This is a genomic window from Streptomyces sp. NPDC107528 (genome assembly GCF_055639295.1).
The window spans coordinates 589870-609812 of record NZ_JBVKAV010000001.1 but is presented as its reverse complement, the minus strand read 5'-3'; the positions used below and the strand labels follow the sequence as shown (position 1 = coordinate 609812).

The 19943-nt window shown below is 71.3% G+C and carries 17 protein-coding genes and 1 pseudogene; 9 read left to right on the top strand and 9 right to left on the bottom strand.

Features of this window, described 5'->3' with window-relative positions; all coding sequences use genetic code 11:
* Positions 1-9: 9 nt before the first annotated feature.
* Complete coding sequence (locus tag ACZ7L5_RS03020) at positions 10-1737, bottom strand: PHP domain-containing protein (protein WP_471513881.1); 1728 nt, start codon at positions 1735-1737, stop codon at positions 10-12.
* Positions 1738-1971: 234 nt separating this feature from the next.
* Here ACZ7L5_RS03020 and ACZ7L5_RS03015 point away from each other — a divergent pair, with 234 nt between their 5' ends.
* Together ACZ7L5_RS03015 and ACZ7L5_RS03010 are read left to right on the top strand one after the other, a co-directional pair.
* Positions 1972-3291: a jacalin-like lectin gene (locus ACZ7L5_RS03015; RefSeq protein ID WP_471513879.1), complete on the top strand. Its 1320-nt coding sequence runs from the start codon at positions 1972-1974 to the stop codon at positions 3289-3291.
* A gap of 119 nt (positions 3292-3410) precedes the next feature.
* A pseudogene (locus ACZ7L5_RS03010) lies at positions 3411-3633 on the top strand (GNAT family N-acetyltransferase); the annotation flags it as partial.
* Positions 3634-3681: 48 nt separating this feature from the next.
* On the opposite strand, the gene ACZ7L5_RS03005 reads toward ACZ7L5_RS03010, so the two are convergent.
* Positions 3682-5997: an ABC transporter permease gene (locus ACZ7L5_RS03005; RefSeq protein WP_471513877.1), complete on the bottom strand. Its 2316-nt coding sequence runs from the start codon at positions 5995-5997 to the stop codon at positions 3682-3684.
* Positions 5994-6701, bottom strand: a complete 708-nt coding sequence (locus ACZ7L5_RS03000; protein ID WP_471513875.1) for an ABC transporter ATP-binding protein — start codon at positions 6699-6701, stop codon at positions 5994-5996. Before ACZ7L5_RS03000 ends, ACZ7L5_RS03005 begins: the two co-directional genes overlap by 4 nt.
* A gap of 139 nt (positions 6702-6840) precedes the next feature.
* Here ACZ7L5_RS03000 and ACZ7L5_RS02995 point away from each other — a divergent pair, with 139 nt between their 5' ends.
* The 5 genes from ACZ7L5_RS02995 (at position 6841) to ACZ7L5_RS02975 (ending at position 11318) form a co-directional block, all read left to right on the top strand.
* A complete protein-coding gene (locus tag ACZ7L5_RS02995) occupies positions 6841-7710 on the top strand; it encodes a sensor histidine kinase (protein WP_471513873.1) in 870 nt (289 codons plus the stop codon).
* Positions 7707-8390 (top strand): response regulator, encoded by a 684-nt coding sequence (locus tag ACZ7L5_RS02990; protein WP_471513871.1) that lies wholly within the window; start codon positions 7707-7709, stop codon positions 8388-8390. The genes ACZ7L5_RS02995 and ACZ7L5_RS02990 overlap by 4 nt, the downstream gene beginning before the upstream one ends.
* Positions 8391-8444: 54 nt before the next feature.
* A complete protein-coding gene (locus tag ACZ7L5_RS02985) occupies positions 8445-9047 on the top strand; it encodes a TetR-like C-terminal domain-containing protein (RefSeq protein ID WP_471513870.1) in 603 nt (200 codons plus the stop codon).
* 122 nt (positions 9048-9169) lie between these two features.
* Positions 9170-10537: a prenyltransferase/squalene oxidase repeat-containing protein gene (locus ACZ7L5_RS02980; protein WP_471513868.1), complete on the top strand. Its 1368-nt coding sequence runs from the start codon at positions 9170-9172 to the stop codon at positions 10535-10537.
* A 52-nt stretch (positions 10538-10589) separates the two neighbouring features.
* Positions 10590-11318 carry a hypothetical protein gene (locus tag ACZ7L5_RS02975; protein WP_471513866.1) on the top strand — a complete coding sequence of 243 codons (729 nt, stop codon included), beginning with the start codon at positions 10590-10592 and terminating at the stop codon, positions 11316-11318.
* On the opposite strand, the gene ACZ7L5_RS02970 is transcribed toward ACZ7L5_RS02975, so the two are convergent.
* The 3 genes from ACZ7L5_RS02970 to ACZ7L5_RS02960 all read right to left on the bottom strand — a co-directional run bounded on the left by ACZ7L5_RS02970 (position 11305) and on the right by ACZ7L5_RS02960 (position 13082).
* Positions 11305-11730, bottom strand: a complete 426-nt coding sequence (locus ACZ7L5_RS02970) for an NUDIX hydrolase (RefSeq protein ID WP_471513864.1) — start codon at positions 11728-11730, stop codon at positions 11305-11307. The two genes, ACZ7L5_RS02975 and ACZ7L5_RS02970, sit on opposite strands and share 14 nt — an antisense overlap.
* Positions 11731-11792: 62 nt before the next feature.
* Positions 11793-12599 carry an isocitrate lyase/PEP mutase family protein gene (locus ACZ7L5_RS02965; protein WP_471513862.1) on the bottom strand — a complete coding sequence of 269 codons (807 nt, stop codon included), beginning with the start codon at positions 12597-12599 and terminating at the stop codon, positions 11793-11795.
* Positions 12600-12623: 24 nt separating this feature from the next.
* Complete coding sequence (locus tag ACZ7L5_RS02960) at positions 12624-13082, bottom strand: hypothetical protein (protein WP_471513860.1); 459 nt, start codon at positions 13080-13082, stop codon at positions 12624-12626.
* Between the two features lie 150 nt (positions 13083-13232).
* On the opposite strand from ACZ7L5_RS02960, the gene ACZ7L5_RS02955 reads away from it, so the two are divergent.
* A complete protein-coding gene (locus tag ACZ7L5_RS02955; RefSeq protein WP_471513858.1) occupies positions 13233-13895 on the top strand; it encodes a hypothetical protein in 663 nt (220 codons plus the stop codon).
* Here the strand turns inward: ACZ7L5_RS02955 and ACZ7L5_RS02950 are convergent.
* Positions 13885-15579: a DUF2264 domain-containing protein gene (locus ACZ7L5_RS02950; protein WP_471513856.1), complete on the bottom strand. Its 1695-nt coding sequence runs from the start codon at positions 15577-15579 to the stop codon at positions 13885-13887. The two genes, ACZ7L5_RS02955 and ACZ7L5_RS02950, sit on opposite strands and share 11 nt — an antisense overlap.
* Positions 15580-15649: 70 nt before the next feature.
* The gene (locus ACZ7L5_RS02945) at positions 15650-16672 is read right to left on the bottom strand and encodes a rhamnogalacturonan acetylesterase (protein WP_471513854.1); all 1023 of its coding nucleotides are present in this window, start codon (positions 16670-16672) and stop codon (positions 15650-15652) included.
* A 188-nt stretch (positions 16673-16860) separates the two neighbouring features.
* Between ACZ7L5_RS02945 and ACZ7L5_RS02940 the strand changes: the two genes are divergently transcribed.
* Positions 16861-18522: a rhamnogalacturonan lyase B N-terminal domain-containing protein gene (locus ACZ7L5_RS02940; protein ID WP_471513852.1), complete on the top strand. Its 1662-nt coding sequence runs from the start codon at positions 16861-16863 to the stop codon at positions 18520-18522.
* Positions 18523-18529: 7 nt separating this feature from the next.
* On the opposite strand, the gene ACZ7L5_RS02935 is transcribed toward ACZ7L5_RS02940, so the two are convergent.
* Positions 18530-19942 carry an RICIN domain-containing protein gene (locus ACZ7L5_RS02935; protein WP_471513850.1) on the bottom strand — a complete coding sequence of 471 codons (1413 nt, stop codon included), beginning with the start codon at positions 19940-19942 and terminating at the stop codon, positions 18530-18532.
* Position 19943: the final 1 nt, after the last annotated feature.

Here is a 19943-nt window from a genome sequence, read left to right as displayed (position 1 = left end):
CGTACGGTGTCACGAGGGCAGGACCCACACCGGGTTGGTGTAGAACCACAGGTCGCGCCACGGGTCGGCGTCGCCGACGACGTCGATGGCCGGGCCGGCCGGGTCGACGGCCGCGCCCATCGCGCCGACGGCTGTGCGGTTGCCGTCCGTGCCGCGCAGACGGACGTAGACGGGGCGGTCGACCTTGCCGAGGTCGTAGGTGAGGCTGACGACGCCGGACGACTTGTTCACCTCGTACGACTTGACCACCTTCGCCGTCGGCGCCGTGAAGGTGTCCTTGTCCGCGACCGGGCCGGTCACATCGCCCTGGATGACGTCCACACGGGTCAGCTCGGGAACGAAGCCCGCCCAGTTGGGGCCGCCCGCCATCGCCACGTCGACCGTCAGGGTGACGCTCGTGCCCTTCCTGACGTGCAGGGCGCCGCCGAGCGTGGCCCAGCGGCGGCCGCCCATCACGCGGACATCGAGGCCGCTGAGCAGCTGGCCGTGGTCGACCCAGATGCGGCCCGCGCGGATGCCGTCCATGACGGCGGCGTAGGAGAAACCGTCGGCGCCGACGTGCGTACGGCTGTACTGGCCGGGCCAGTAGTCGCCCTGGGTGATGTCGATCCGGCCGGCGTAGACCGGGTCGTCGTAGCGCCCGTTGGCTTCGAAGTTGCCGCCCCCGCGTGCGGCCGTGTCGCCGTACACCTGGTGGGAGTCGGAGTTGGCGGTGATCCACCACGGCTTGCCCTCGGCGAGGAGGCTGTCCCACAGGCCGCCGACGGTCGCGGTCATCCAGTCGAAGCCGCCCCAGGTGCGGTAGCTCTCCAGCGGGTAGCCGGCGAAGGAGTTGGCGCTGGGGTTGTTGTCGTAGATGCCGCGGGCGCGGGCCATGCCGAGGGGCGCGGGCAGGCCGGCCGCCTGGTGGCCCGGGGCGCCCTCGAAGCCGATGGCGATCTGCCGGGTCCGGCCCGCGTCACGCCAGCCGCGGATCTCGTGCGGGGAGTCGACACCGCGGCGCGCCGGGTGGTTGGCGAGCATCAGCGCGTCCTTGACCTTGCGCCGTTCCACCTGCTCGGCAAGGAAGTCGAGACCTGCGACGGCGAGCGCCTCATTGGTCGGCGTCGAGTCGCCGGCGTTCTTCACACTGCCGTCGTAGTCGTTCTCGAACTGCTTGAGGACGGACACCTCGTTCTTGCCGGGGTGCACGAAGACGGTGCCGTGCTCGGCGGCCGGGATGTTCCACTCCAGGCCCTGGAAGACGAGCGTGTCCTCGTACGCGGCCCGGGCCGCCCGGATGTCCGGGTTGACCTTCTCGACGCCGATCCTGGCGTGGGTCGTGCTGCCGTGGTCGGTGATGACCAGCCAGTCCATGCCGTGCCTGGCGCCCTGGCGGACCTGGTCGACGACGCGGTACTTGCCGTCGCTGCTGTACTGGGTGTGGATGTGGTGGTCACCGGCCAGCCACAGGAAGCCGTTCGTTCTACGGCCGCCCGAGGCCGAGGCGGCGGACGCGGAGGCGGCGGGCGTGGCGGCGGCCGTGGCCGGGGCGACGACGCTGCCGGCGGCCAGCCCGGCGCCCAGCAGACCCGCCCGGCGCAGCAGCGTGCGGCGCGACTGCTGCTCGGGGGTCAGGGCCTCGTCGGGCACGGAGGTGTCGAAGGCGGCGGGCAGGGCGGATGCCGCCGCGCCGTGCGAGTGGTCGTGGTCATGGTGGTGTCCGTGGTGGTGACCGTGCGCGTGCCCGTGTCCCATGAAAGGCCTCCTGGATGCCGCTGCCTTCGGCGGCGCTGCTGCGCCGTGTGTGGAGGATCAAGGCGAAACATGAACGTTGAACGAGCGGCGGGTGGAGGCCACGTGCCACGGACGCGGCGGAACGTCACGCGCTTCACTGTTTCCCCAACAGCCCTTGTGCGTCACCCTGGTTGACACAGAACCTGAGCAGCGTTCACCTTCTTGGCCCCCGTCACCCCCGGAGACTCCCCCACTATGAGAAGACTCATCGGCACGCTCGCGGCCGCTGCGCTGGCCCTCACCGGCCTCGCCACCACCGCGGCCACGCCCGCGACGGCCGCCGACTCCGGCACCTTCAACGTCCTGACGTACAACGTCGCCGGCCTCCCGCTCGGCCTCGGCGACAGCGACCCCGAGACGAACACCCCGCTCATCGGGCAGCGTCTTGCCCCTTACGACATCGTCAACGTCCAGGAGGACTTCAACTACCACGCCTCGCTGTACGCCAACGACACCCATCCGTACCGCACGGCGACCAGCGGTGGCGCGGGCATCGGTGACGGCCTCAACACCCTCTCGGATCAGCCCTTCGAGGACTTCGAGCGGGTGAAATGGAACGCCTGCACCGGCACGAACTGCCTGACCCCGAAGGGCTTCACGCTCGCCCGGGTGCGCCTCGCCGAGGGCGTGTTCGTGGACCTCTACAACGTGCACACCAACGCCGACTCCGACGACTCCGCGCTCGCCGCCCGCCGCGCCAACGTCGAGCAGCTGTCGGACTTCATCCAGGCGAACTCGTCCGGCAACGCCGTCATCGTCATGGGCGACACCAACACCCGCTACACGCGCACCGGCGACAACATCCGCACGCTGGTCGGCGAGAACGGCCTGACCGACGCCTGGGTGCAGCTGGTCAAGGGCGGGACACCGCCGGCGGCGGGCAGCGACGCCCTGCTGTGCGACGCGGCGGCCCCGACCAACGACTGCGAGGTCGTCGACAAGGTCCTCTACCGCGGCAGCAAGCTGCTGAGCCTGAACGCCACCCGCTACAACAACGACTGGGCGAACTTCCTCCGCTCGGACGGCAAGCACCTCTCCGACCACTTCCCGCACACGGTCGACTTCTCCTACACCGTCACCTCGTCCCTGAAGGCGAGCGACTTCTTCGGCGGCCCGCACGGCACCGCCTTCAACGACGCGGACAACCTGCCGGCGTCCGTGTCCCCGCGCACCCTCACCCTGCGCGGCGGCACCCGCCTGGACGCGTTGTCCCTCACCCACGACGGCGGCACGGCCCTCACCCACGGCGGTTCGGGCGGCACGGCGACGTCCCTGACCCTGGCAAGCGGCGAATACCTCACCGCCGTAAAGCTGACGCAGGGCCAGAAGGACGGCCGTACGCGGATCTTCTCGGCCGCCTTCACCACCGACAAGGGCCGCACCCTCGCCGCGGGTACGGCGACCTCGGCAACCAAGACCTTCACGGCGCCGACCGGTTGGCAGATCGTCGGGTTCACCGGCCGGTCGGGGGACGAGATCGACAAGCTCGGGGTGCTGTACGCGCCGATCGGCTGATCCCCGCCCGCAGGAATGCCCCGCCCGGACGGTCTTGTGCACCCCGTCCGGGCGGGGCCGCCTGGGCCCGGGCGCGCCTTGGCCACGTCGCCCGAGCTGGAACCCCCTTTCCCGGCCCACGGGGGATCGGGCGGACCCTGATGAACCACGCCTTCGACTTCGCGCGGGAGTGCGGGGCGGGCCATGTCTGGCTTGGGGTCAGCAACATCAACGCTCCCGCGATTCGCGCCTACCTCCGCATGGGTCACTTTCTGCGGGCTGGACATCTCGCTCCACGACGGCACGGAATCGGCCGGTGAACAGGCGCTCTTCATGTCCCGCCGGGTGCCTGACGAGTCATGAGAACGCCTGCGCCGTGCCTTGGGGTCCGAGCGGCCCGCCCGGCTGACCTCACTCGCTCCGCAGCACCTCCGCGATCGTCAGCCGCCCCGCCCTCCGCGCCGGGACGAACGCCCCCAGCACCGCGATCACCACACCCGCGAGGGCCAGTCCGGCCAGGGCCGGCGCCCGCCAGACGTCCGTCATGTACGCGGGCAGGGTGATGTCGACGGCGTCCACCATCCGGGGGATCACCAGCTGGTAACCCGCCACGCCCAACGGGATGCCGAGCAGGGAGCCGAGTGCGCCGAGGACCGCCATCGACGTCACCGTCATCACCGTGACCTGCCGCGGGGTCATGCCGATCGACTTCAGCATGCCCAAGTCGCGCCTGCGGTCACGGGTATTGAGGACGACGGTGTTGAAGACGCCGAGGGACGCGACGACGGTGAGCATCACGGTGAGGGCGGTGGCCGAGCCGATGACGGTCTGCGTGAGGGTGTTGGCGTCCCTCACATCGGGGGTGGTCCCGGAGTCGGCGGCACGGACCGCGCGGGCGTAGGCGTCCGGGTCGGTGCCGTCGCTGAGGGCGACGTGGTAGGCGATGGGCCGCTCGTCCGGGGCGAGTGCCGTCAGCGTCGTCCAACCACTGACCACGACCCGGGCGTTGCTCTCCATGAACTCCCCGACGACCAGTACCTTCTCGGTCCGGCCGCCCTTCTCCAGGCTGACCCGGTCGCCGACCCGTACGCCGTTCTGGCGCAGGAAGGCCGAGCCGGCCACGACCTCGCCGGCAGCCCGTGTCCACCGGCCCGCCGTGAGCACGCTGTCCAGCTGAATCCGGACACCACGACGCCCTTCGAGGATCACCGGATGCGCGGACCCCACGAGGCGTACGTCGACGGACGCACGGGCGGTGACCTCGGTGGCCCCCGCCAACTCCCCGAGGAGTGAGTGGAGTTCGCGGTCGGCGTGGTCCGGCTGGAGCTCCTTGCCGTTCTTGAAGTTGGAGGCGTACACGGTGACCTGGAACGCGTCGCGTCCGGCCTCGCCGAACCGGGTCATCGTCGTGGCCAGGCCGGTCGCGAAGGTCACGGTGGTCACGCCGAGGACCACGGCGGCGAGCGTCAGGGCGCTGCGGCCGGGCCGGGCGAACGGCAGGCCCATCCCCAGGCTCACCGAGCGCGGCAGCCTGCTGCCGGCCAGCCGGCGCTGGATCCCCAGCGCACGGCCGGCACGTGGGGCGCTGCCCGCGCTGATGGCCCGCGCCGCCGACATCCGGTGGGCGCGCAGCGCGGGGCCGAGCGCGGCGAGGACGCAGACGGCGGGCATGCCGAGCAGGGTGAGGGCGTTGATCCAGGGCGCGACCGTGACGGTGTCGTGGAACACCCCGGCGTCCGGGCCCGTGAACACGAACCCGAAGAAGGGGCGTGCCAGGAGGTTGCCGACCGCGGTGCCGACCGCGCAGCCGAGTACCGCGGGTACGGAGATCATCGTGAGGTACACGGCGACGACCTGACCCGGGGTGAACCCCAGGGCCTTGAGCACGCCGATGTGCCGGAAACCTGAGATCACGGCACCGCTGACGACGTTGGCGACGATGAGGACCGCGACTGCGATGCCCAGGATGCCGAAGGCCATCAGATAGGGCGTGAATGCCCGGGCCGAGCTGCTCACCTGGTGCTTGAGGCTGAGATACGACCGGGAGGCGGCGAGCGCGTCCGCCGGGAGCTCTTCGGTCACCGTGGCGAGCTGGGCGCGCAGCCGGTCGTCCGTGGAGACGTCGGGGAAGCGGAACAGCATCTGGGTGACCGTCGGGTGCAGGGCGTCGATCTGCTCGGGCGCGACCCAGGCGTCCGCGGTGCGGCTCAGGTCGAAGGCGAACCCGACGACGGTGAGGTCCGGGCCGCCCGAGGGCATCGGGAGCCGCTTGCCGAGGTCGTCCGCGGTCCAGTCGGACTGCCGGTTCAGGACGACCTCGCCGGGCCGGGTGGCCCAGCGGCCGGCCCACAGGTCCAGCCGGTCGACGGGGCCGTCGGGGCCGGCGCGGCCGACGACCGTGATCTCGTTGCCGAGCCCGAAGTTCATGCTGCCGTTGGGGAGTTCGACCGTGGCCTGCGCGTAGGGGCCCGCGGCGGCCTCGATACCGGGTTGCCGAGCCGCCTTCGCCAACTGTGCGTCGGAGACCTGGGCTGGGTCGAAGGCGGCGACGACATGCGGGCCGCGCTGTTTGGCGAAGGCCTTGTCGAAGGGGGCGGAGGCCGCGTCGACCAGGCCGAGGGCCACCACCATGGCCGCCGTCGAGGTCAGCGTCACCAGCGCGATGACGAGCGTCTGGAGTCTGCGCCGCCGTACCGCCGCGCGGGCGGCGCGCCACACGGCCCTCATGCGGACGGCTCCAGGGTGTGCTCGCCGGTCACCCGGCCGTCGGCGAACTGGATCAGACGGCTGGCGCAGCGCCGGGCGAGATGCTCGTCGTGGGTCACCAGGATCAGTGTCTGGCCGATCTGGTTGAGGTCGAGCAGCAGATCCATCACCTGCTCGCCGGAGCGGCTGTCCAGGGCCCCGGTCGGCTCGTCGGCCAGCAGCAGGGCGGGGCGGTTCACCAACGCCCGTGCGACCGCGACGCGTTGGCGCTCTCCGCCGCTGAGTACAGCGGGATAGGCGTTGCGCCGGTCGGCGATGCCGAGTTCGTCGAACAGTTCCAGGGCACGACGGCGGGCCTGCCGGGCCGGGGTGCCGGTCAACTGGGCCGCCAGCGCCACGTTGTCGAGGGCCGACAGGTCGTCGATCAGGTTGAAGAACTGGAAGATCATGCCGATCCGGCGCCGCCGGTACAGCGCGAGTCCCTTCTCGCTCAGCTCCCCCACGTTCTCCCCGTGGACGACGACCCTGCCGCCCGTCGGCCGGTCCAGACCGGCGATCATGTTGAGGAACGTGGACTTCCCGCACCCCGAGGGGCCCATCACGGCCACGGCTTCCCCGGCCCGGATCTCCAATGAGACGCCGGCCAGGGCGGTCGTCTCGCCGTACTCCTTGCGCAGGCCGTCCAGCCGAACGACGGCCTCTCCCCTGCTGCCTTCACTGCTCATGGACAGGACGCTACGAGGCGGGCCCGCGCCCGGGCATCCCTCCCCGGATGGCACATCGCCGGGCACCTCATCCTCCGGATGCAGGGCCTGCATCTCCGGGCCGATGCGTTCGCGGTGATCATCTGTCAGGGTGAGCCCCATGGGGGACTGGGAACCTGGCTGGATCACGGCGGCGGTTGCGGGTGCGGCCGTACTCGTGCTGACCGTCGCGCTGTTGCGGACGCGGCGCCGTCGGCTGCAGGCCGTCGGAGAGCGCGGCTGGCTGCTGGAGCGGGAGCGGGAGAGCGCGGCTCGCGCGGCGGTCCTGGCTGAACGCGACCGTATCGCCCGCGAGTTGCACGACATCGTCAGCCACAACGTCAGCCTCATGGTCGTCCAGGCCGGCGCCGCCCGCGAGGTGCTGGGCACGATGCCGGACGAGGCCGCGGCGGCGCTGCGCGCGGTGGAGGACGCGGGGCGGGGCGCGATGACGGATCTACGGCATCTGCTGGGCCTGCTGGCCCCGTCACCGAGCGGCGAGGACGACGACACGGACGACGCGCACGACGGGACCGCCGCCGACCTGGCCCCTCAGCCCGGCCTGGACCGGCTCGGCCGGCTCGTCGACCGCGTCTCCTTCGCGGGGCTGCCTGTCGAGGTCCGGATCTCCGGCGAACCCCGCCCCCTCCCGCAGGGGATCGACGTGACGGCGTACCGCATCGTCCAGGAGGCGCTCACGAACGCACTCAGGCACGGCGACGGAGGAAAGGCGGAGGTCACGGTGCGGTACGCGGACCACGCGCTGCGGGTGGAGGTGCTGAACACCGGGCCTAGCGTGCTGACCGGCGGGGCCTCGCCGAAGCAGAGCCGTCTGCAGGGAGGAACGGGGCGCGGCCTGCTGGGCCTGCGGGAACGGGTCGCGGTGTACGCCGGCGATCTGGACGCCCGCCGGCGCCTCGGCGGCGGCTACCGCGTCCGGGCCCGCATCCCGCTGGACCGTCCCGTGGACCGCTCCCCGGACCTGTCATGACGACACCGGTGACGGAGCCGACTCCCCGCGTCCTCGTCGTCGACGACCAGACGCTGATCCGGACCGGCTTCCGGCTGATCCTGACCGTACGCGGCATCGAGGTGGTCGGCGAGGCGGCGGACGGCCTGGAGGCGGTGGCGCTGGCACGCGAACTCCGCCCGGACGTCGTGCTGATGGACATCCGCATGCCCAACATGGACGGCCTGGACGCCACCCGCCGGATCCTCGAAGAGGCGCCGGGCTGCCGGGTGCTGATGCTGACGACGTTCGACCTGGACCGCTACGTCTACACGGCCCTGTCGATCGGCGCGAGCGGCTTCCTCCTCAAGGACGTCACGCCCGAGCACCTCGCGGCCGCCGTACGGCTGGTCGGCACGGGTGACGCCCTGCTGGCGCCCACCATCACCCGTCGGCTGGTCGAGCGCTTCGCCTCCACCCCCACCGCTCACGCCCCCGCCGTCCACGCCGACCTGGCCTCCCTGACGCCCCGCGAGCTGGAGGTCCTGACGCTCCTGGGCCGAGGCCTGTCCAACACGGAGCTCGCCGCCTACCTCACGCTGAGCGAGGCCACGGTGAAGTCCCACGTGGCCCGCATCTTCGCCAAGCTGTACCTGCGGGACCGCGCCCAGGCCGTCGTCCTGGCGTATGAGACGGGGCTGGTCCGGCCCGGCACTCACTAGGATGCCCCCTAGGGGCCCTAGGCCAGTCTCATACATCGGGAGGTCACCCACCCCATGGCCCGCGCTGGACTCACCGCCGATCGCCTCGCCGCGGCCGCCGCCGAACTCGCCGACGAGGTCGGGTTCGAGAACGTCAGCCTGTCCGCGCTGGCCCGGCACTTCGGGGTGAAGGACGCGAGTCTGTACTCGCATGTCCGGAATCTGCAGGACCTGCGGACCCGGGTCGCCCTGCTGGCGGGCGGCGAGATGATCGACCGGATCGCCGCCGCCGTCGCCGGACGGGCCGGCAAGGACGCGCTGGCCGCGTTCGCAGACGCGTACCGGGAGTACGCCCTTCAGCACCCGGGCCGCTATGCGGCGACGCAGATCCGCATCGACCAGACGCTCGTCGCCGACTCCCCCGCCATGCGCCGCACCGCCGAGATCACCTACGGGATGCTCCGCGCGTACGGCCTGGCGGAACCCGACCTCACCGACGCCGTCCGCCTGCTGCGCAGTACCTTCCACGGCTACTGCGCCCTGGAGTCCACCGGCGCCTTCGGCGCTCCCCGCGACGTACGGGAGTCCTGGGAGCGTGCCGTCGACGCCCTGCACGTGGCGCTCGCGAACTGGCCGCGCAGCGAGCAGGGCGGGCAGCCACCCCAGGCGCCACGCTGACCACTTAGACTGGAAGCTTCGCGGAGGTCACACACCGCCACCACGGGGGAGGGTGCGTCTTGTCCCAACAGCAGCTCGGACGCGGCCCCTTGAGGTCCCGTCAGCACCGCACCGCCCCTCCCGTGCCCGACGACGGCCCCTCGGCCCCCTCGCCCCCGGCGCGCTTCGTCGGCTGGCTCGGCGGCCTCGGGGCGGCGGCCGCCGGGTACGGCGTGTTCCAGTTCCTCTTCAGCGTGCTTCCCGCCTCCCTCGACGGTTCGGCCGCGCGGTATGGGATCTCCGGGGTCAGCGGACTCGCCACCTTCGTCGCGGCCTGGCTGGCGGCGGCACTGCTGCGGGCCCGGGCGGCAGCGGCTGCCGGCGCCGAACCCACGGCCGCCACCGTAGGACCTGCCGCCATGGCACCTGGGGCGCCCGGCCCGCTCCCGAAGGTCTTCGCCTCCGCCTACGGCACCCTCGTCGACCAGGCGTCGGTCGTCGCCGACCCGGAGCGCGGGCGGCTCACCGGCTGGCCGCACTCCCTGGGCGAGGACACCCCCTCACGGCCGACGCCCGTCGGTACCGCGTACGGCCTGCACATCATGCTCGACCTGGGCGTGCCCGACGGAGGGCTGAGCACCGGCGACCTGGTGGACACGCTGTGGCGGCTGCGGCTCCCGGACGGCGGCTGGTCGGCGCGGTCGCAGGGCTCCGAGGCCCGCCCGGAGGTCACCGCGCTGGTGCTGGGCGCACTGGCCCGGGCAGGGACGTCCGCCGACCGGCTGGCTGCCGAGGTGGACCGGTGCACCGGCGCCTTCACCCGGCAACTCGACCGCGCCGGGCTGGAGTCGACGCATGTCGTGACGACCGTGCTGCGCGGGCTGCTGCGCGCCGCACCCCGCTGCGAGGTCCTGCCCGCGCTGCGCGAGACCCTCGCGGACGGCGCGATCAGCGACCCGCGCCGCGACCACCTGCGCTGCTGGGGCTACCGCCTGCAGCCGCCGTACGGCAGACCGTCCCCGCTGCACACCGCACAGGCCGTCGTCGCCCTCGACCGGGCCGCCCGGGTCCTGGGCGAGGACACGGACGCGCGAGCCGCCCGGGCCCGGACCGCCCGTGAGGACGGCGTCCGCTGGCTGCTGTCCTGCCCGGACGCACCGCACGACACCTGCCCGGACCTGGAGAACCTGCACGAGGAGGTACGCCGGCCGCGCATCGACGACCCGTCCCGCCACGAGGTGCTGAACGTACGGCACTTCACCGCCTCCTGGCTGGTTCGCGCCCTCCTCTCGCCGGGCGCCCTGGAGATCGCCCGCGCCGACGGGCTGGAGGACGAGTGGCGGGTACGGCTGGACGGGGCCGTCGCCGCGGTGTGGGCCGGGCAGACGGACGGCATCTGGTCCTGGGGCCGGGGCGACAGCACCGAGCTGCGGCGGCCCATGTGGATGACCTATCAAGGTCTTTCGGCGCTGCGCGCGCATGCCGTATGGATGTACCAGCCGGATGGCTGAACCCGGATGTGACGAGCGGGGTTGGAGCGAGCGGGCGTTGGAGGATGAGTGCATGGGCGGTCGGCAGGTCATGGCGGCCCGGAGGCTGCTGGCCGAGTCGCTGGACGGTGAACTGCCCGAGCACGAGCGGGTGGCGGCGGCGCGGCGCGTCGTCGCCGAACTCGGCTCATCCGAACGCCTGTTGGAGCTGATCGACGAACTCGCCTCCGGCGAGGGCGACCCGGACGGCTGCGCGCGGCTGTCGTACCGTCATGTCCTCGGCTTCGACAAGCTGCTGCTGATCGACGGCGGCCCGCGCCGGATGCTTCGCGCGCACGTGTGGCATCCAGGCGCCGGCGCGATCGGCGAGGAGGACATCCACAACCACCGCTCGCCGCTGGCCTCCTATGTCGTGCGGGGCCGGCTGGCCATGGAGCTGTTCGAGGTCGGCGACGGCTCCGGCGACCTGGCGGCGGCCCGTTACGAGGAGTCGCTGGCGGAGCGCTCGGCGGACTGGGTGCTGAGGCCGGCCGGTCCGGCGCGGCTGCGGCTGACGCACGTGGGGCAGTACGCCGCGGGCAGTTCGTACGCGCTGCCCGCGCACACCCTGCACCGGGCCTGGTGCGACACGGACGTGCCGACGGTGACGCTGTTCCTGGAGACGGGCGCCGAACGGCGGCACCACACCGATGTGTTCACGGCGGCGGGCCCGCATCCGGGCGCGGTGGCGAAGGTGCCACTGCCGGTCGGGGACTATCTGGACGCGCTGCGGGAACTGGCGCAACGACTCAGGGCCGTGTGAACGCCTGCCGCACGATGTCGAGGTTGTACTCGTCGATCTCGACGGTCGTCAGCTCGGTCCGGTCGAGCCAGGCGGCCGCCTGGTCGGGCTCGGGCAGGGTGACCGCGGTGGACAGGGGCCTGACCAGGAAGTTCTCCTGCCAGTTCTTGATCTCGTGACCCCGGTAGTCGCTGAGGAAGGACGACTCGCCGACCTTGCGGACGACCTCGCCGAGCAGCCCGGTCTCTTCCTTCAGCTCACGCAGGGCCCCGTCCTCGGCGCTCTCGCCGGGCTCCAGCTTCCCGCAGGGGACACCCCACACCCGGGGCAGGAACCGCTCCCTCTCGCTGCGGCGCACCAGAAGCACCCGCTGCTCGTCGTCCATCACGACGGCGGCCGCCAGTCGCCTGTCGCCGGGGATGTCCATGGTCATGGTTCCTCGGTCCCTCGCCGGTGATGAGTCCAAAGGGTCTGATACCCGGGAAAGAGTCAAGCCTAACAGGGGTCCGCCCACCGTCGCTGTGAGTCAGGTCGCCCCGAGACGCCCGACTCGCCCCGGCGGGCGAGGGCGTCCACGGCCCCGTACGCCGGGGCGGTCCCGCCCGGCGCCCGGCCCTCCCTGATCGCCTCGACCGCTTCCAACGCCGCTCCCAGCGCCCGCCGGTAGAGCAGCGAGCCGAGGCTGACGCGGCGAACACCGAGGTCGGCCAGGTGCGGGAGAGCGGGGCCGGTCGGTGCGTAGAGGATGTTGAGGGGAACGTCGACGTGCCTCACCAGGGCGGCGATTTCGTTGGGCTCGCTGAGCCCCGGCACGAACACGCAGTCGGCGCCCGCCTGTTGATAGGCGTCGAGCCGGTCGATCGTCCCATCGCCGTCTGCCAGCCAGTACGTGTCGGTGCGGGCGTTGACGAAGAGACCCGGTGCCGCCGACTTGACCGCGGTGATCTTCGCGGCATGCAGCGCCGTGGAACCGAGACGGTCCTCCAGGTTGATCCCGACGGCTCCGACCGCCGTGAGGTGCCGCGCGAACTCCCCCACCTCGTCGGGATCCTCGCTGTAACCGTCCTCCGCGTCGACGGAGAGAAGGTAGGGATCCGAGCCGAGGGCCAGGGCGAGCCGCAGTGTCTCGTCACGCGTCTCCGAGGCCCCGTCGGGCAGACCGGCGGCCGCTGCGACACCGAGGCTCGTCGTGCCGATCGCGCGGAACCCCTCGTCTGCGAGGGCCCGCGCCGAGGCGTGGTCCCAGGCGTTGGGGAGCAGCAGGGGCCGGTCGCCGTGGTGGAGTTCGGCGAACGTGGTCATGAGGGTCCTCCGGTGCTCGGGCGGTCAGGACAGGTCTCCGACAGCGTCGGCGTAGTACGTCGATCCCTCCAGGTGGCGGGCGAGTTCGCGGAAGCTCCAGCCTTCGCCGGGCGAGTCGTCGAGCTGGTCGTCGCTCAGGGCGTTCAGTCGGTCGGCCCAGATTCGGGCGAGGCGGGTCAGCCTGCTGCGGGCCTCGTCGAGGTCCTGCGGGGTGAAGGGAGCGAGGTCCGCCCCGGTGGTGATGCTGGAGGCGTGCCAGTGGTCGGGCTGGGGCTCCTCGCCCGCCAGCCGGGCCTCCAGCTCCGCCAGGTGGTCGATCAGGTGGTCGGCGACGCGGCGGATCGCCTTGTGCGGGGTGTAGACGCGGTCGTCGACACGGGCGGGCGTGCCGTCCCAGTTCGGCCAGGTCGCGGCCAGGGTGAGGACGTGGTCGACCATGCCGGTGACGGCACCGGCGGGGGTGAGAGGGGCTGTGTCGGTCATGCCTCGAACGCTAGGTGCCGGTCGTTTCGGTACCGGCCGAAGTGTCCCGGCCATGCCGTCCCACGAGTGAGAGGCACGCGGACCAAGGGCCGGCCCGCCGTCGTACTGTTGCGGCGATCACCATCGCGGCGAGAACACACGGGGGCGCACATGACCATTCACCGACCGGGGCTTCCGGAGGACCTTCCGCCGGGCGAGGTGCTGTGGGCACGGTGGGCGCTGCTCGCCGCCGTCAAGGCGACCACCGAGCAGGAAGAGACCCCGAGCGTGCACCGGGTCGGGCACTGGATCGACGAGGCGGGCCTGCACTGGGACGACTGCGGCTGCACCTGGTGGATCATGTCCAGGACGGGCGAGGGTCGGTACGTGCTCTACGGCGAGGACGAGTCGAGCGGCGTCAAGTGGCACAAGCCGCCCATCGACATGCTGGCGGGCGGCCCCGACTGGCTGCCCTACGAGGAACTGCGCGACCGGCTGGAAGGGTACGAACTCGGCTGCGTCTACTGGTACGAGAACGGCGCCTGGAGCCGGGCGCCCTACCCCTACAGCCTTGAGGACGACGGCCTGGACTGCGGCATGAGCGACTTCGTCGACCGCGAAAGCCTGCTGCGGGAGCTGAAGCTCCACTTCGACGACACGACCGCCGGTCCGAGCGCGGACAGCCTCCTGGCCGACGCCGAGGCATACGGGCTGGACGCACGGTTGCTGCTGGAGCACGTGCGCACTCACCGCGACGGTGACCCGGTGGACCCGCCCGCCGTCGCCAGAGCACTCGACCGGGCGGGCATCACGACCCAGGCGGTCAGTCGCTGACCCGCACCTGGACGCCTTCACCGTCCGCCAACCGCACGCGGACTGCCCGGCCTTCGTTCCAACGGACATGGATCCCGCCGTCGTCGTCCACGCGCACGGTCACCAGCGCGTCCAGCGGGGCCGGTTCCGGTTCGGCCGTGAGCCGGGCGAGGGCGACGAAAAGGGTCGGTCCGGCGTCGGTGACGCCGGTGAGGGCGTCGTCGAGCCGAGCGGCAGGGCGGAGTTCGGCGCGGACCCCGTCCCGCGCCGCCCAGCCCGTGATCCGGACCGGCGTCCCCGGTGCCGCACCCGCGACCAGGTGGGCCCGCACCTCCACGGCCCCCTGCGCGAGCACCACGCTCGTCACCCGGGTTCCGCCACCGCCCGAGTGCCGTGAGGCCGCCCAGCCCTCCCCCGCACCGAGCGGCACGATGTCCGTGCGGCTCGGATCGTCGCCGACGATCACGCTGTTGTCGTACGACGGTGCGGGCGTCGTCGCCGTCGAATAGGCGAGCCGCGTGTAGTACGGGTCGTAGCGGACGTCCTCGCTGCCGTGGTTGTGGACGCGCACCACTCCGTCCGAACTCGTCGACTGAACAAGCCAGTTGGGGGCGGGAATCGCGGTGACCGCGTCCTCGCGCTCGGCAGGGGCGGGTTCCTCCCGCGCCGTCCAGACATCGTGATCCGCGGGCAGGAGCAGACCGAGGAAGCCCTTGCTCGCCCAGTACGGGGACGCCGGGCCCGAATAGCCCTGGAGGAGCGCCTGGTCGGGGCCGTGCCAGCCGAGGGTCAGCAGCCCGTTCGCGTCCACGGCGCCCCGCTCAAGGAAGTACTTGAGTGCGCCGGAGGAGATCCTCCGGGTCTCCCCTGCCGCGAGCGGTGTGCGGCCCGTGAGGGCGCCCAGCCACAGGGGGGCGGTCGTGGCGAAACGGTAGGTCAGGGAGCGGCCCTGGTGCAGGGGGCCGCCGTCGCCGCCGAACAGGCGGGCGTAGTCCTCCAGATGCCGGGAGAGGCGGCCGCCGTACAGTTCGAGGAGTCGTTCGTCCTGCGCCAGCCAGGCGTGCAGCACGGGGTACAGGTGCATGGCCCAGCCGTTGTAGTAGTCGAACTTGCGGCCTTCGCCGTCCGTGTACCAGCCGCCCCCGACGTACCACTCCTCGACGCGCTCCAGCCCCCGGTCGATCGCCTTGCGCGACTCCTCGGCCTCATGGCCGATCTCCTGGAGAAAGCCGCCCACGGTCACCGGGAACAGCTCCCAGTTGCAGGGCCAGGCCTCGGCGGTCAGGGCGTCGCCGAGCCAGGCCGCCGCCCGCTGCCGCACCGGGTCGTCCAGCCGGTCCCACAGCAACGGCCGCGTCAGCCGCAGCGCGAGCGCGATCGAGGCCGCCTCCACCAAGGGCTGGCTGCGGTCCTCGACGCGGGGCCAGATGCCGCCGGCGCCGGCCGCGAGGCCGTCGGCATAGCGCTCCAACACCGTCTCGTCCCCCCGGAACGCCGCCAGGAGCAGCGTACGGGCGTAGCCCTCCAGTCCGTCGGAGAGGTGGCCCGACCAGCTCTCGTGGTCGCCGGGGAGGTGGTAGAGGGCGCGGTCCTCGGTGGCGTACGGCTCGACCGCGGCGAGCAGGGCGTCGGCGGCCGCCTCCCAGTGGGCGCGGGTGTAGCCGGTGCGCGGGCTGCGGGTGCGGTCTTCGGGAGGCAGGTGCATCGGGTCTCTTTCTCTCCGGCTCGGTTCCGGACCTGGGACGCCCCGGTTCCGGTCGGAGCGCCCCAGGAGTTCATCCCACCCGCATCAGGCGCTTCGGCACCAGATGCCGGGCGACGAGTTCGTCGCGGACCAAGCTCGCGTAGGTCGTGGCGCCGTGTACGGAGGTGTGGGTGTTGTCCCGCTTCTCGTTGTAGAGGTAGAGCGCCTTGGACGCCTCGACGCCGAGGGTCTCCACCCGCGCCTTCGTCCTCGCCGTCAGGTCGATCAGGGGGACGTCGTGGGCGGCGGCGACGGAGCGGATGACGGCGGGGTGGTCCACGCCCAGGCCGTTCACGAGCAGGGCCGTGTCGTTGTTCAGGGTGCCGTCGGCGTTGAACCAGCGGCGCACGATGGGCGTGACCAGGACCGGCTTCCCGCCCTTCGCCCGCACGCCCGCCACGAGGGTTTCCAGATTCCCGCGGTACGTCGCCCCGTCGGTCGTCTTGTCGTTGTGGGCGAGCTGGATCAGGACCAGGTCGCCGCGCCGGATCCGTGGCTGGACGGTGGCCCACAGGCGGGAGTCGGCGAGGTAGCTGACCGTGCTCTCGCCGGAGTCGGCGTAGTTGGCGACGGACAGGCCCTTGCGCAGGTACCGCGGCAGCTGCTGGCCCCAGCCGGAGTACGGGTCGCCGGGCTGGTCGCAGACCGTGGAGTCGCCGACGAGGAGGATCTGGCGGGCATGCCGGGCCTTGGTGACCTCGATGTCGGCGAGGGCGGGGGCCGAGCCGCCGAGTTGCAGGTCCAGGCCGGGTGTTCCGTCGGCTCCGGTGGGCTCGCCCTCGGGGGTGCGGACGTTCACGGTGAAGCTGCGGGCGACGCGCTTGCCGGCCTGGACCGCCGTCTCGGGGAGCAGGGTGCGGCGGGTCTCCGCGGTGACGCGCGTGCTCGACGCGGTCTCGCCGCCGAGGAGCACCTTCACGTCGTACGTTCCGGGCGGGACGTCGAAGTGGCAGGCGGTGGCGGTGCAGTGGGCGTGGGCGGCCTGGGCCGGTACCGCCGTCAGCGCGGCACCCATGGTGGCCGCCACCAGTACGACGACGCTGAAACGTCTCACACGCGACTCCTCGCTCGGCTGGACCCGGCTGCGCCTGGACCGTACCCGTTTGGACAAGCGCTTTCTAGACCGTGACGAGCGTTTAAATGACTGTCCAACCCGAAGCCTGCGCAAGCCCTTTCGTGAAATCGATTCAACTGTCACTCTGCACAACACCCGCACCCGACACTCCGAAGGAGGCACCCCCCATGTCCGGATCCCCTGACAGATCCGTTCGCCGCCGCACCTTCGTCCTCGGCGCCACGGCCGCCGTCGGTACCGCGGCCCTCGCCGGGACAGCGAGCGCCGCGGCCTTCGGCTGGAGCGACGACGGCTCCAACTACGTCGTCGACACCGGCGCCAACCTCGTCTTCAAGGTCAGCAAGAACAACGGCGACCTGACCTCGCTGGTCTACCGCGGCACCGAATACCAGGGCTACGGAGGCATGAACTCGCACATCGAGTCCGGTCTCGGCACGTCCACCGTGACCATCGGACAGTCGGGTTCGACGATCCTGATCTCGGTCGCGTACGGCACGCTGCGGCACTACTACGCCGCCCGCAGCGGCGAGAACAACATCTACCTGTGGACCAACAAGGCCGATACGTCGGTCTCCGCGACCCGCTACATCCTGCGCGTGAAGAAGGGCCTGTTCCTCAACGACGAGCCCGACTCCTACACCTACGCGCCCACCGCCATCGAGGCCTCGGACGTCTTCGCGAAGTCCGACGGCCAGACCCGCTCGAAGCACTACGCGAAGCGCCGGGTGACGGACTACGACTACGTCGGCTGGTCGGCCGGCGGCGTCGGCCTGTGGATCGTGCGCAGCAACCACGAGAAGGCGTCCGGCGGCCCGTTCTACCGCTCACTGCTGCGCCATCAGAGCGCGGACGGCGGTGGCCTGTACGAAATCCTGTACTACGGCCAGAACCAGACCGAGGCCCAGCGCTTCGGCCTGCAGGGCCCGTACGTCATCGCCCTCACGGACGGCGGGGCGCCCTCCTCTTCACTGTTCCCGGGCACGCTCACCACGTCGTGGGCGGACTCGCTCGGCATGTCCGGGTACGTCGGCGCGAGCGGACGCGGCAAGGTGGCCGGGGTCGGGATCACGGGCCGGAACACGGCGTACCCGTACACGGTCGGGCTCGCCAACTCGGCGGCGCAGTACTGGGGTTCGGCGCGGGCGTCGGACGGCTGGGTCTCGATCGGGGGTGTGCTGCCGGGGACGTACACGCTGACCGTCTTCAAGGGCGAACTCGCCGTGTACACGGGGTCGGTGACCGTCACGGCCGGTGGCACGACCACCCTCAACACGATCGTCGTACCGTCCTCCAACGACCCGGGCAACGCGAGCGCGATCTGGCGGATCGGTGACTGGAACGGCACACCGGGCGGGTTCAAGAACGCCGACCTGATGACGTACGCGCATCCCTCCGACGTCCGGGCCGCCGCCTGGACCGGCAACGTGGTGATCGGCAACAACGAGACGGCTTCCTTCCCCTGTTACCTCTGGAAGGACGTCAACAGCGGCCTGCTCGTGTACTTCAGGCTGACCGCCGCACAGGCTGCCGCCGCGCACACCCTGCGCATCGGTGTGACGACGGCCTACGCCAACGGCCGGCCGCAGATCGGCGTCAACGACTGGACCTCGGCGATCCCCTCCCCGCCCACTCAGCCGGGCACCCGGTCCCTGACCAATGGGTCCTACCGGGGCAACAACCACACGTTCACCTACAGCGTTCCGGCGAGTGCCTGGCTCACGGACACCGGCCAGTACAACGTGCTGAGGATCGACGTGGTGAGCGGTTCGGGGTCGACCGGCTATCTCAGCGCGGGCACGTCGATCGACGCGATCGACCTGCTTGCCTGACGTCCTCTCAGGTACCGCGCGTCCACTGCTGGTTCGTCGCCCCGTTGCACGTGTACGTGATCACCGCGGCGGAGTTGGCGGTGGACGCGCCGTTCACGTCCAGGCACTCCCCGGTCGCGCGGGACTTGATGTTCACATAGGATCCGGTGGTGGTGACCGACCACTGCTGGCCGGTCGAGGAGGCGTTGCAGTCCTCCTGGGTGACCGTGTTCGCGTTCTCCTGGACGCACAGGGAGCTGTTCCTGACCATCAGCTGGTAGTAGCCGCTGCCCGCCGACTCGAACCAGTACTTCTGGTTGCCGCCGCCGTTGCAGTCGTACTGCTTGATCTGGGCGCCCTGCCGGAGTGACTGACTGGTGACGTCGGCGCACTTGGAGGAGTGCCGGGCGGTCAGCGTGTTGTACGTGGCGCTCGTCCCGCTGATCGATCCGGTGGCCGTGTCGATGGTGACCTCCGGCGACCAGGACATGGACATCGACGTCGAGGAGGGGAACGTCAGCGGCAGCCAGACGTAGCGGGAGTCGTTGACGGTGCCGCCGAAGGAGTTGCCCCAGCGGTCGCCGAGGTAGAGGTACGAGGTGGTCGAACCGCCCTGTACGGGGAGGACGTACGCGGTCTGGGAGCCGTACGTCGTGGAGTCGCCGACGTTCGTCATCGCCGTCCAGGGACCGGCGATGCTCGTGGCCGTGGCGTACTGCTGCTGGTTCGGGCTCCAGCCGGTCGCGCCCGAGGTCAGCATGAAGTAGACGCCGTTGCGCTTGAACAGGGCGGGGGCCTCGCGGTGGCCGCCGTGCCAGGGGTCGGCGACGAGGCTCGCGATGCCGGTGTAGTCGGCGGTCAGGCGGTAGATCTGCAGGTCGTAGTTCTCGCGGGCGGCGGAGATCATGTATCCGGCGCCGTCGGTGTCCACGAACACCGTGATGTCGCGGGACATGTGCTGCCCGAGCGGGCGGAAGCTGCCCTGCCAGGTGTAGGTGCCGTCGACCGTGTCGGACACGGCGACGGCGGCTCGGGCCTCGCTGTAGTCGACGCCGTTCTCCTTGTGCATCCACATGACGAACTTGCCGGTGGCGGCGTTGTACATGACCTTCGGGCGCTCGATGTTGGCGGTGGCGAGCTCCGGGTCACTGGACTCGGTCAGGACGTGGTTCCTGAACTCCCAGTTCTTCAGGTCGGTGGAGCGGTAGGCGTCCACGTACCGGAAGGTGTTGTCGGCGTTGCGGTTCTCGCCGAACCAGTAGTAGGAGGAGCCGACCTTGATGACACCGCCGCCATGGGCGTGCACCGGGTTGCCCGAAGGGTCGGTGAACTGGGTGCCGTTGGCGATGGTCCGGGGTGCGGCCTGGGCGGCCCCTGCGGTGGCCAGGGCGCCGGCCATGGCCAGGCAGAGGGCAAGCAGAGCGGCGTAGGCACGTCTCATC

Bases quoted from the DNA above. Each gene is read 5' to 3' on its own strand.
- ACZ7L5_RS03020 (WP_471513881.1), bottom strand. From the start codon at position 1,737: ATGGGACACGGGCACGCGCACGGTCACCACCACGGACACCACCATGAC.
- ACZ7L5_RS03015 (WP_471513879.1), top strand. From the start codon at position 1,972: ATGAGAAGACTCATCGGCACGCTCGCGGCCGCTGCGCTGGCCCTCACC.
- ACZ7L5_RS03005 (WP_471513877.1), bottom strand. From the start codon at position 5,997: ATGAGGGCCGTGTGGCGCGCCGCCCGCGCGGCGGTACGGCGGCGCAGA.
- ACZ7L5_RS03000 (WP_471513875.1), bottom strand. From the start codon at position 6,701: ATGAGCAGTGAAGGCAGCAGGGGAGAGGCCGTCGTTCGGCTGGACGGC.
- ACZ7L5_RS02995 (WP_471513873.1), top strand. From the start codon at position 6,841: ATGGGGGACTGGGAACCTGGCTGGATCACGGCGGCGGTTGCGGGTGCG.
- ACZ7L5_RS02990 (WP_471513871.1), top strand. From the start codon at position 7,707: ATGACGACACCGGTGACGGAGCCGACTCCCCGCGTCCTCGTCGTCGAC.
- ACZ7L5_RS02985 (WP_471513870.1), top strand. From the start codon at position 8,445: ATGGCCCGCGCTGGACTCACCGCCGATCGCCTCGCCGCGGCCGCCGCC.
- ACZ7L5_RS02975 (WP_471513866.1), top strand. From the start codon at position 10,590: ATGGGCGGTCGGCAGGTCATGGCGGCCCGGAGGCTGCTGGCCGAGTCG.
- ACZ7L5_RS02970 (WP_471513864.1), bottom strand. From the start codon at position 11,730: ATGACCATGGACATCCCCGGCGACAGGCGACTGGCGGCCGCCGTCGTG.
- ACZ7L5_RS02965 (WP_471513862.1), bottom strand. From the start codon at position 12,599: ATGACCACGTTCGCCGAACTCCACCACGGCGACCGGCCCCTGCTGCTC.
- ACZ7L5_RS02960 (WP_471513860.1), bottom strand. From the start codon at position 13,082: ATGACCGACACAGCCCCTCTCACCCCCGCCGGTGCCGTCACCGGCATG.
- ACZ7L5_RS02955 (WP_471513858.1), top strand. From the start codon at position 13,233: ATGACCATTCACCGACCGGGGCTTCCGGAGGACCTTCCGCCGGGCGAG.
- ACZ7L5_RS02950 (WP_471513856.1), bottom strand. From the start codon at position 15,579: ATGCACCTGCCTCCCGAAGACCGCACCCGCAGCCCGCGCACCGGCTAC.
- ACZ7L5_RS02940 (WP_471513852.1), top strand. From the start codon at position 16,861: ATGTCCGGATCCCCTGACAGATCCGTTCGCCGCCGCACCTTCGTCCTC.
- ACZ7L5_RS02935 (WP_471513850.1), bottom strand. From the start codon at position 19,942: ATGAGACGTGCCTACGCCGCTCTGCTTGCCCTCTGCCTGGCCATGGCC.